Raw genomic sequence first — 11160 nt, forward strand, 5'->3', positions numbered from 1 at the left:
TCCCCACAGTATCCTTCATGCAGCGCCAGATCGCCGCCGGCGTCTACCAGAAGCTCGACAAGTCGAAGCTGCCGAACCTGGTCAATATGTGGGACGTCATCATGAAGGGCGTGGCGTCCTTCGACCCCGGCAATGAATACAGCGTCGACTACATGTGGGGCACGACGGGCATCGGCTATAATGTCGACAAGGTCAAGGCTGCCCTCGGCACCGACGACAAGCCCAATTGGGACGCGCTGTTCGATCCGGCGAAAGCGGCCAAACTCAAGGATTGCGGCATCTATATGCTGGATTCCCCGACCGACGTCGTGCCCTCAGTACTCGCCTATCTCGGGCTCAATCCGAACAGCACCGATCCCGCCGATCTCAAGAAGGCGCAGGAGGTTCTCACGGCCGTCCGTCCCTTCGTCCGCAAGTTCCATTCGTCCGAATATATCAGCGCGCTGGCGAACGGCGATATCTGCATCGCGCTCGGTTATTCCGGCGACATGTTCCAGGCCCGCGACCGTGCAGCGGAAGCCAATGCCGGCGTAAAGGTCGACTACTCGGTCCCGTCGCAGGGAGCCCAGATCTTCTTCGACGTCTTCGGCATTCCGAAGGATGCGCCGCATGTCGCCGAAGCCCATGAATTCATCAACTACATGATGAAGCCGGAAGTGATCGCCAAGGCCTCGAACTTCGTCTTCTACGCCAACGGCAACAAGGCCTCGCAGCAGTTCCTCGACAAGGAGGTCCTTGACGATACGGCGATCTACCCGACGCCCGAGGTGATGGCGAAGCTCTTCACCGTTCCGCCGCTCGATCCGAAGACGCAACGGATCGTGACGCGGCTATGGACCACCGTGGTCACCGGCCAATGATAGAATAACGGCCCGGACGGAAACGTCCGGGCCTTTTTTTGACGATCCCGGCCGGGTGAAACCGGGAGCAAAAGAATGTATTTTCGGGGAACAATATGAAGTCTCTAGGCAATATTCGCCGCTCTTTCGCACCTTGGACCGATCCGTCCGCCAAGCCCTTCATATCAATCAAGAACGTCACCAAGCGTTTCGGTGATTTCACCGCAGTCGATAACCTGTCGCTCGACATCTATCACCGCGAGTTCTTCGCGCTGCTCGGCGCTTCCGGCTGCGGCAAGTCGACGCTTCTGCGCATGCTCGCCGGCTTCGAGCAGCCGACCTCGGGCGAAATCGTGCTGGACGGCACCGACATGGCCGGCACGCCGCCCTATCGGCGTCCCGTTAACATGATGTTCCAGTCCTATGCGCTTTTCCCGCACATGACGGTCGAGAAGAACATCGCCTTCGGCCTGAAACAGGACGGCATGGCGAAGGACGAGATGACCGACCGCGTCTTGCAGATGTTGAAGCTCGTCAAGCTGGAGCAATTTGCCTCCCGCAAGCCGAACCAGCTTTCCGGCGGCCAGCGCCAGCGCGTCGCGCTGGCCCGCTCGCTCGCCAAGCGCCCGAAGGTGCTGCTGCTCGACGAACCGCTCGGCGCGCTCGACAAGAAGCTGCGTGAGGAAACCCAGTTCGAGCTGATGGACCTGCAGCAGAATCTCGGCCTCACCTTCGTCGTCGTCACCCACGACCAGGAAGAGGCGATGACCATGGCCGATCGTATCGCCGTCATGAGCCACGGCAAAGTCGTGCAGGTGGCGACGCCGGCCGAAATCTACGAGGCGCCGAATTGCCGCTTCGTCGCGGATTTCATCGGCGATGTGAACATTTTCGACGGCAAGGTCGCCTCATCGGGCAACGGCACCGTCGAGATATCAGTCGACAGCGGCTTCAGCGTGCGTGTCGCTGCCGCCGAAACGCCCTCCGCAGGCAGCGCCGTCGGCTTCGCCATCCGGCCGGAAAAGATGCGGGTCGGGCGCACGGCTCCCGCCAATGCGTCCGTCAACGCCGCCAAAGGCGAACTCTGGGATATCGCCTATCTCGGCGACATGACCGTCTTCCATGTGAAATTGCAAAGCGGCAACGTCGTCAAGGCCTCGTCCCTCAATGCGCAGCGCTCCGTCGACGACCCCTTCACCTACGATCAGGAAGTCTGGGTCTCCTTCGACGAGAATGCCGGCGTCCTGCTGAAGGATTGACATCATGGGCAAGTTCACGTCCGGCCTCTACAATCGCCTCGTCATCGTCATCCCTTACGCCTGGCTGCTGCTCTTCTTCCTGGCGCCTTTCTTCATCGTCTTCCGCATTTCGATGTCGACGACGGCGATCGCCATGCCGCCCTATGAGCCTGTCTTCTCTTTCGCCGACGGCTGGGCCGGCCTCTTAAGCAAGATCGGCGAATTCTCCCTCGACAATTACACCTACCTCACCGACGACCCGCTCTATTTCAACGCCTATGTGTCGAGCGTGGTGATCGCCGCGATCTCCACCTTCCTGACGCTGCTGATCGCCTATCCGATCGCCTACGGCATGGCGCAGGCGCCACGTGGCCTGCGGCCGACGCTGGTGATGCTCGTCATCCTGCCCTTTTGGACGAGCTTCCTGATCCGCGTCTACGCCTGGATCGCCATCCTCAAGCCGGAGGGCCTGTTCAACCAGCTGCTGCTGTCGCTGCACCTGATCGATACGCCGCTGATCATCCTCAACACCAATACCGCCGTCTATATCGGCATCGTCTATTCCTATCTGCCCTTCATGGTGCTGCCGCTTTATTCGGCGCTCGAGAAGATGGACGGCACGCTGATCGAAGCCGCCCAGGATCTCGGCTGCCCGCCGATCACCGCCTTCTGGCGCGTCACCTTCCCGCTGTCGATTCCCGGCGTGGTGGCCGGTTGTATGCTGGTCTTCATCCCCGCCGTCGGCGAATTCGTCATACCCGATCTGCTCGGCGGGTCGCAGACGCTGATGATCGGCAAGACGCTGTGGAACGAGTTCAATTCCAATCGCGACTGGCCAGTCTCCTCGGCGGTGGCGACCATCCTGTTGCTGATCCTGGTCATCCCGATCGTCTTCTTCCAGAATGTCCAGGCCAAAGCCGAAGAGCGGGGGAAATAAACCATGCTGAAATGGACCCGTTTCAACATCGTCTCCGTCACACTCGGCTTCGCCTTCCTCTATCTGCCGATCGTGCTTCTCGTCATTTTTTCCTTCAACGAATCCAAACTCGTAACCGTCTGGGGCGGCTTCTCGACGAAATGGTATGTCTCGTTGATGAGCAATCAGGCCTTGCTCGATGCTGCCTGGGTGACGCTGCGCGTCGGGCTGCTGTCGGCAACGTTTGCAACCATCCTCGGCACGATGGCGGCCTTGACATTGGTGCGCTACACGCGCTTTCGCGGCCGGATGCTGTTTTCGGGCATGGTCTATGCCCCGCTCGTCATGCCGGAGGTCATCACCGGCCTGTCATTGCTGCTGCTCTTTGTGGCGATCGGTCTCGACCGTGGCTTCTGGACGATCACGCTCGCGCATACGACGCTGACCATGTGCTTCGTCGCCGTCGTCGTGCAGTCGCGCCTGCTGAGTTTCGATCATTCGATCGAGGAAGCGGCCCAGGATCTCGGCGCGCCGCCGGTGCGCACCTTCTTCGAGATCACTCTGCCGATCATCGCGCCAGCCGTGCTCTCCGGCTGGATCCTGGCCTTCACCCTGTCGCTTGACGATCTGGTGATTGCGAGCTTCACGTCGGGGCCCGGCGCCACCACGCTGCCGATGAGGATCTACAGCCAGGTCCGCCTCGGCGTGACGCCCGAGATCAATGCGGTGTGCACGATCCTGATCGGTGTCGTCGCCTTCGGCGTCATCTGCGCCTCGATCGTCACCAAGCGCCGCGAAACGCAGCGACAGAGGGACGAGCGCGCGGCCGCCGCCGGCGCGTGAGGTCTAAAGCGCGTGCTCCTCGCGCTTTAGACCTCTATTTTACGCATGTCGTTATCGCAAAACCGCTGCACACTTTTGCGCGACATGCTTCATTGCGCGTGGGGTGTATTGCCGAAAAGTGGAACCGGTGAGATCACCGGGTTCGGCCATGAGCCGCCGATGAAGAACGGCAGAAGCGGCAGCTCCGCCGCCTTGGCCGGATCGGTTGCCTCAAGCGATCCGGAAAGCGCCAGCCCGTTCGAATGATAGGTGATGATGCCGGAAAGCGTCAGTGTCTGTGTAGGCCCGGCGACGTGGGCGTCATGGATCTCGGCGGAGCCGTTGGCGAAATCGGCCTGCAGGTTTAGCTGGTTGAAAGCGAAGGCGCCGCCTGCTGCCGCGCTCAACGGAAAGAACGGCTTTTCGGCTGCTTGGGTGCGCAATGCCGCAGCATCAATGCCGGGGATCGTGCCTTCCCTGGTCCAGAAGTGCAGCTTGCCGGTGACGTCGGTAAGGCCGGTCGTCCAGATCGCCTTCGGCGACTGTAGGTCGAGATCGAGCGATCCTGTCGCAAGCGGCAGCGGACCCTTCAGCTGCAGGCGCTCGGCAAGGGCTGCGAAGTCGGCATCGCGGATCGACAGCTGCAGCTTGCCGCCGCCGTCGAAGTCGCGCTGCGTCGCTTCCAGATGCGCGGTCATCTCGCCGCCTTCGAACTGGCTGTCGCCAATATCGAATTTCGCTTCGCCGCCGGCAACGATCACGCTGGCGCCAACGTCGGAAAGCTCGAAGAGACCCATCTGCGCGCGCCGTGCCGAAAGCCTGACGTCGACATCGAGCACCCGCAGCGGCCCGCTTATGCCGGCGGAGATTTCCTCCGCCTCGCCGGCGGCGAGCCTGAGCGCGAAGGCATCGAGGAAGGGCTTGAGGTTCATCTGGTCGAAGGCGAGCGTACCGCCGATCTTCGGGCGTTTTCCAGGCTGGGTGAAAAGGTCCATTACGCCGGTGGCACTCGCTTCGTTCAGCGACAGACTGAGATTGTTGAAGCGTAGCCCGTTGCCCGACGACATGATGTCGGATTCCAGCGAAGCGCTCTTCAACGTTGCGATGCCGGGGATCGATTTGCCCGACCATGTCAGCAGTGCGGGCACATCGGGAATGCTGGCGGTGATATTGCCGGAAAGGGCCGAAAGGCTGGCGATGCTGGCAATCCCCTGGAAGTGCGCGGTCAACAGGTTTGATGTGAGCGACGTCCGGGTCTCGGCATTCCTGCCGGCAAAGGCGAGCAGCGGCTGGCGCGAGGCGAAATCGACCTTCAGGTCCTCGCCATTGATGCGGGCGATGACGACCGCCGAGATCGCGCCGGATAGCCTCGGCCAGGCGATATCTGCGGTGACGCTCTCGAAATGATAGGTCTTGGCGGACTTGATGTCGGTGACCACAAGCGTGCCGTCCTCAACCGTCACTGCGCCGATCTCGGCATCGAGATCCGGAGCGAGCACCTCAGCTCCGTTTTCGGAGCCTACGCCGTTGATCGCGCGTGCGAGCAGGCCGGCATAACTCCAGTCGATCAGCCCTCTCTCGTCGCGCGTCAGCGCCAGGTTGGGGCGCACCAGATGGAATTCGTGGAAGCTCGTCCGGCCTCGCAACGCATCGATGAGGCTGAAATCGGCCGACAAGCTTTCAATGGTACCGAGCAGCTTATCGCCGCTTTCGCGCGGTTGGCGGATGCTGATCTGGTTCAGTGTGATGCGCGGCGTCGGCCAGAATTCGAGAACCGGACTACCCTTGATCTCGGCATGGTAGCCCGTCCATTTCGACAGCGCGTCCTCGATGCCGGAGCGCACGAAGCCGGTCGAGATGAGATAGGGTGCGGCGACCCTGAGCGCCACGAAAAGCGCAAGCGCGATCAGCAGGAATACCGTCGACAGGCGGGCGAAGGCCGGAAGCCAGCGCGAAACGGGTCCGATCTTCCTGCGCCACCTGCGATGTCTTGACGTGCTCATGATCTCCGCCGGCAAATTCAGCCGGTCATCCCGTTATGCGCTGATTTCGCCGGATATAGGAAATATCAGGCATATGCAAATCCCCTACAGCGCCGCGCGTCTTTTCAGACGCGCAAAGGACGCTGTAGCACTTTCAATTAAATAATTKGAGCATGATGTCGTCCGAAAACCTCTCACACTTTTCGGCATCATGCTCCAGGCGACGGATCGCGTCGGTTCCGCGCTTTATAATGCAATGCAGCATGATATAAGGACGGCATTGGGGAGGAGGATTGAATGCAGGATAACAGACCACTTTGGGTGCCCTCGGAGGATGCCGTTGCAAAAAGCCCGATCCATGCCTTCATAGAACGCTGCAATGCCGATTTCGGGCTTTCTCTTACTAGCTTTGAGGATCTGCATGCATGGTCGGTGGCCGAGCGGGAGAATTTCTGGTCGACCGTCTGGGATTTCTGCGGCGTGAAGGGAGAGCGCGGCGCAGAGGTGCTTGCCAATGGCGATCGCATGCTGGACGCCCGCTTCTTTCCCGATGCGACGCTGAACTTCGCCGAAAACCTTCTGTCTGGTCGCGGTGACGGCGATGCGATCATCTTCCGCGGCGAGGATAAGGCCGAGGACCGCTGGTCGTGGGACCGGCTGCGCGCGCTGGTCTCGAAGCTGCAGCAGGCCTTCTCAGCACTCGGCATCGGCAAGGGCGACCGCATCGCCGCCATGATGCCGAATATGCCGGAGACCGTCGCCGCCATGCTCGCCGCCGCCTCGATCGGCGCCATATGGTCGTCCTGTTCGCCTGATTTCGGCGAGCAGGGTGTGCTCGACCGTTTCGGCCAGATCGGCCCGAGGCTGTTCATCGCCTGCGATGCCTACTGGTATTCCGGCAAGCTGCAGGATGTCGGCGCCAAAGTCGCCACTGTCACAAAAAACCTGGGTGTTCCCTCCATCATTGTCCACTACGCCGGCGATGCGGAGGCAGTGGCGCGCAAGACGCCGGGGGCTTCAACGCTTGAAGCCTTTGTCGCGCCCTATGCGGCACGGGAAGTCGAGTTCACGCGGCTTGGCTTCGCGCATCCGCTTTACATCCTCTTTTCGTCAGGCACGACAGGCGTGCCGAAATGCATCGTGCATTCGGCCGGCGGCACGCTGCTGCAGCATCTGAAGGAGCAGCGGCTGCATTGCGGCCTGCAGGCGGGCGAGAAGCTGTTCTACTTCACCACCTGCGGCTGGATGATGTGGAACTGGCTGGTCAGCGGTCTCGCCAGCGGCGCAACGCTCTGCCTGTTCGACGGCTCGCCCTTCGCCCCCGATGGCAACGTGCTGTTCGACTATGCCGAGGCCGAAAAATTCGCCATCTTCGGCACTTCGGCGAAATATATCGACGCGGTGCGCAAGGGCGGGCTGACGCCGCGCGCAAGTCACGATCTTTCCAGCCTGCGGCTGATGACTTCCACCGGTTCGCCCCTGTCGCCTGAGGGGTTCACCTTCGTCTATGAGGGCATCAAGGAAGACGTGCAGCTCGCCTCGATCTCAGGCGGCACCGATATCGTCTCCTGCTTCGTGCTCGGCAATCCGCTGCAGCCGGTCTGGCGCGGCGAGATCCAGGGGGCCGGCCTCGGCCTTGCCGTCGACGTGTGGAACGATGATGGCAAGCCGGTGCGCGGGGAGAAGGGTGAGCTCGTCTGCACCAAGGCCTTCCCGTCGATGCCGGTAATGTTCTGGAACGATCCCGATGGCGCCAAATATCGCGCCGCCTATTTCGACCGCTTCGACAACGTCTGGTGTCACGGCGACTTCGCCGAATGGACGGAGCATGGCGGCCTTGTGATCCACGGGCGTTCGGATGCGACGCTCAATCCTGGCGGCGTTCGCATCGGCACGGCGGAGATCTACAATCAGGTCGAGCAGATGGAGGAGGTGGCCGAGGCGCTCTGCATCGGCCAGGAGTGGGACGACGACGTGCGCGTCATCCTCTTCGTTCGCCTTGCCCCCGGTGTGACGCTGACGGAGGATCTCGTCAAGGCGATCAAGACGCGTGTTCGCACCGGCGCCTCGCCGCGGCACGTGCCGGCGAAGATCATCGCGGTTGCTGATATTCCCCGCACCAAATCCGGCAAGATCGTCGAGCTTGCCGTGCGCGAGGTCGTTCACGGCCGGCCGGTGAAGAACCAGGAAGCGCTTGCCAATCCCGAGGCGCTGCGGCTCTTCGCCGGGCTAAGCGAACTGAAGGATTGACAGCGATCGGAAACTACAAGCTTTCACCCTCTATCAATCTCCTGTCATGGAAACCTTTCGTTAAGAAAGGTTTGTCAAAGGTGAAGCCATCTTGGGGGTCGCACATGAACGAGGCGGCCTGGGGCTTTCTAGCCTCCGAAACATGACGTTGATCGACTGAGCTCTTGTTGAACAGCACCAAATTCTAGGCAGCCTCTGGCTGCCTTTTCTTTGTGCTCCGATCAGCCGGCCAGCACCCGCTGCGACGGGAAGGTGATCTCGACGAGCGTGCCCTCGTTCGGCGTCGAATTGATCGAGAACGTTGCCCGGTTGGCATCCACCATCGCCTTGGTCAGCGGCAGGCCGAGCCCGGTGCCGTCGCCGCGATGGCGCGATTGGGTCGAGGAGACCTGCCGGAACGGCTTCATCGCCTGGTCGAGTTCGCTGCGCGTCATGCCGATGCCGGTATCGCGGACCCTGAGGACGACGCTGCCATTGGCCTCATAGGACGTGGAAACGACGATCTGCCCGCCTGATGGGGTGAAGCGGATGGCGTTCGACAGGATGTTCAGGGCAATCTGCTTGATCGAGCGCAGGTCGGCCACGACATCGGGCACCGATTGCGACAGCGCCGTGCGGATGATGACGCGCTGGCCATTCGCCTGCGGCTGTATCAGCGCCACGGCCTCGGAGACCGCCTCGTTGAGACCGACGGCATCGAAATCGAGATCCATCTCGCCCGCTTCGATCTTCGAAATGTCGAGCAGGTCGTTGACGATGTCGAGCACGTGCCGGCCGGAGCGGCCGATGTCATTGGCATATTCTATATAACGCGGATGGCCGATCGGGCCGAAGCGCTCGCCCGCCATCATGTCGGAAAAGCCGATGATGGCGTTGAGCGGCGTGCGGATCTCGTGGCTGACACGGGCGAGGAAATCGGTCTTGTGGGCGTTGGCGGTTTCAGCCGCACCCTTGGCGTTGCGCAACTCGTCCTCGGTGCGCTTCCACTGGGTGATATCGCGGATGACGGCGCAATAGCCGTTGGAGGAGGTGAGCTGGCCCATCGTCATGAACAGCGGCACGAAGCCGCCGGCGGCCTCGCGGCCGATCACTTCACGCCCGTCGTTCAGCACACTTGCCACGCCATGGCCGGAGAGGCCGTTCAGATAGTCGATGACCGCTTTCTGGCTCTCATGGGCAAACAGCATGACGAAGGGTTTGCCGCGCGTCTCCTGCTCGTCGTAATTGAAAAGCGCGCTGGCCGACCGGTTCATCGAGCGGATGTCGCCCTCGGTGCCGATGACGACGACGCCGTCGGTCGCCGTTTCCAGGATCGAGCGCAATTCTTCCACTTCGACCTGAAGCTTGGCGACCTTCTCGACCATCCGCTCGGGGCGGCCTTCGGAACGGCCCTCGGAACGGTTTGCTTCGCCACGGCCATCTTCCTTGCCTTCCACCGGCATCAACGCCAGCATCAATGCATTGGCGTCTTCCCAGCGCACCGATTGTAGCCGCGCGGTTACCGGCGCCAGCGTATCATCGGCCTTGACGAGCATCATGGTCCCGGAGCCGACAGACTTTTCCTCGAGTTCACGGCGCTGCAGCAGGGCTTCGATGCCGCCCACCTCGCGCAATGCCTCGAGCGAATCGTAGCCCGTCAGCCGCATGAATTCCGGATTGGCATGGATCAGCGCATCGCCGATATGGATGAGCACGGCAACAGGCAGCTGGTCGACCGTGCCCACCGAAAGCCCGTCCGTCATCTTGACGCGCGGCGGAATGAAGCTTGTGAGAACCTCGATCTGGCTGACCGTCTCCTCGAGCCCTTCCGTTGCCTCGTCTTCGGCGATGACTGAAGGCTCTTCGGTGGCGCCGTCGTCTTCGCTCTGCGCCTCGACGGCATTCTCGAAGATCGCCTCCTGCGCCGCCACCTCTTCGAGCGACAGTGTTTCCGCCTTCTCGGCGATGGGTGTTTCGGCCTCGACCTCTTCGGGTCCGGAGGCCTTTTCGAAGCCGGCGGTTTCGGTGACGGCGGTTTCTATCGGCGCCGGAACGGCAGGCTCGTCCTTGCTGGCGCCGAAGGCTTCGAGGCGCTTGGCGATCTCGCGGAAATTGGCCTGTTCGGCGGCCGTCAGCGCAGCGCCGCTGTTGTGGAGCTGAACGATCTTGTCGGAGAAACGGCGATTGGGCGTTTCCGAAATGCGAAGCGCCGGCGGCTCTTGCGGTAGATCGGCTGCGGGCTCTGCAGCGGAAACGTCGCCGGCATCGACGCTGCCTTCCGCTTTTTCTGCTGCACTTTCCTGGGCAGGTGTCTCGATGGCCACCTGCTCGGTGGCAATCTCTTCCGGCGCTGTCTCCGTCTGCGGCGCCTGATCCTCGACCTCTTGCGTCAGGGCGGGTTCGATCAGCGGTTCTTCAAGCGCTGTCTCCGCTTCATCTGCCACCTCGGCAGTGGTTTCGGCAGGTGGGCCGAGGCTCGCTGCGTCATGGCCGATACCATCAGGGCCGAGTGTCAGACCGAGCGCCAGCGGATCTTCCTGGGCATCGGAAAGCCGGACGACGCCGAAGCCGCGGAACCCATCGAAGTCGCGGTTGCGGGTATAGGTCGGCAGCGCCGCCAGATCGACCGGAACGACGAGGCTGGTGCCTTCGACCGGCCAGAGGATCGTCTTGCCCGACCACGTGTCGCGGCGGGCGAGCGCCTCGGAAAGCTTGCCGTCAGGATCGAGATTGAAGAGGGCGGCGACATCGCCGAAGGCAGATCCGATGATGTCGGAGGCGTGCGGACCGACGGCCTCGGCAAATTCGTGGCTGACCTCGTTGAACCGGCCTTCGGCGTCGATTTTCCAGACGAAGCGCGTGGCGCGGCTGTTCGGCCTGAAGACAAAGCCGGGCTCAGCCGCAAGCGGGGGCAGGTCGGCGACCACAGACTTTGCGATGACGGGCTCTTCATGGACCGCTTCCGGCGTGTCTTCGATAGGCGTTTCGCTGGCTTCAACAGGCGGTTCCACCGTCTCGGCAACGGAGGCCAAATCGTCCTCGATGACCGCGGCGGGCTCGTAGGCTTCAGCCGCGCTGCTATCGATCGTGCTCTCGTCGCTCTCCGGCTTCGCATCCGCGGCAGGATACAGCCC

7 protein-coding genes are annotated in these 11160 nt (G+C 61.9%); 5 read left to right on the forward strand and 2 right to left on the reverse strand.

Translation table 11 applies throughout. From position 1 onward, the window contains the following. From AC1D1Z_RS29090 to AC1D1Z_RS29105, 4 genes are all read left to right on the forward strand, one after another. Positions 1–860 (forward strand): extracellular solute-binding protein (locus AC1D1Z_RS29090; protein ID WP_477852403.1); only part of this gene is annotated, 860 nt, incomplete at its 5' end. 95 nt (positions 861–955) lie between these two features. Beyond that, complete coding sequence (locus AC1D1Z_RS29095) at positions 956–2098, forward strand: ABC transporter ATP-binding protein (RefSeq protein WP_027685945.1); 1143 nt, start codon at positions 956–958, stop codon at positions 2096–2098. Between the two features lie 4 nt (positions 2099–2102). Then, positions 2103–3014, forward strand: coding sequence for an ABC transporter permease subunit (locus AC1D1Z_RS29100; protein WP_018244859.1), 912 nt, complete (start codon positions 2103–2105; stop codon positions 3012–3014). Between the two features lie 3 nt (positions 3015–3017). Then, positions 3018–3836 (forward strand): ABC transporter permease, encoded by an 819-nt coding sequence (locus AC1D1Z_RS29105; RefSeq protein WP_128405326.1) that lies wholly within the window; start codon positions 3018–3020, stop codon positions 3834–3836. A gap of 89 nt (positions 3837–3925) precedes the next feature. Here the strand turns inward: AC1D1Z_RS29105 and AC1D1Z_RS29110 are convergent, their stop codons facing one another. After that, entirely contained in the window at positions 3926–5818 is a 1893-nt protein-coding gene (locus AC1D1Z_RS29110) for an AsmA family protein (RefSeq protein ID WP_128405327.1), read from the reverse strand. A 276-nt stretch (positions 5819–6094) separates the two neighbouring features. Between AC1D1Z_RS29110 and AC1D1Z_RS29115 the strand changes: the two genes are divergently transcribed. Further along, positions 6095–8047, forward strand: coding sequence for an acetoacetate--CoA ligase (locus AC1D1Z_RS29115; protein WP_477852406.1), 1953 nt, complete (start codon positions 6095–6097; stop codon positions 8045–8047). Positions 8048–8268: 221 nt separating this feature from the next. On the opposite strand, the gene AC1D1Z_RS29120 is transcribed toward AC1D1Z_RS29115, so the two are convergent. Next, on the reverse strand, positions 8269–11160 hold a 2892-nt coding region (locus AC1D1Z_RS29120), incomplete at its 5' end, for an ATP-binding protein (RefSeq protein WP_477852408.1).

The organism is Rhizobium sp. P1_E1, assembly GCF_056406015.1.

What these genes read in the sequence shown, in the direction of transcription:
- AC1D1Z_RS29095 (WP_027685945.1), top strand. Translation starts at nt 956, where the DNA reads ATGAAGTCTCTAGGCAATATTCGCCGCTCTTTCGCACCTTGGACCGAT.
- AC1D1Z_RS29100 (WP_018244859.1), top strand. Translation starts at nt 2,103, where the DNA reads ATGGGCAAGTTCACGTCCGGCCTCTACAATCGCCTCGTCATCGTCATC.
- AC1D1Z_RS29105 (WP_128405326.1), top strand. Translation starts at nt 3,018, where the DNA reads ATGCTGAAATGGACCCGTTTCAACATCGTCTCCGTCACACTCGGCTTC.
- AC1D1Z_RS29110 (WP_128405327.1), bottom strand. Translation starts at nt 5,818, where the DNA reads ATGAGCACGTCAAGACATCGCAGGTGGCGCAGGAAGATCGGACCCGTT.
- AC1D1Z_RS29115 (WP_477852406.1), top strand. Translation starts at nt 6,095, where the DNA reads ATGCAGGATAACAGACCACTTTGGGTGCCCTCGGAGGATGCCGTTGCA.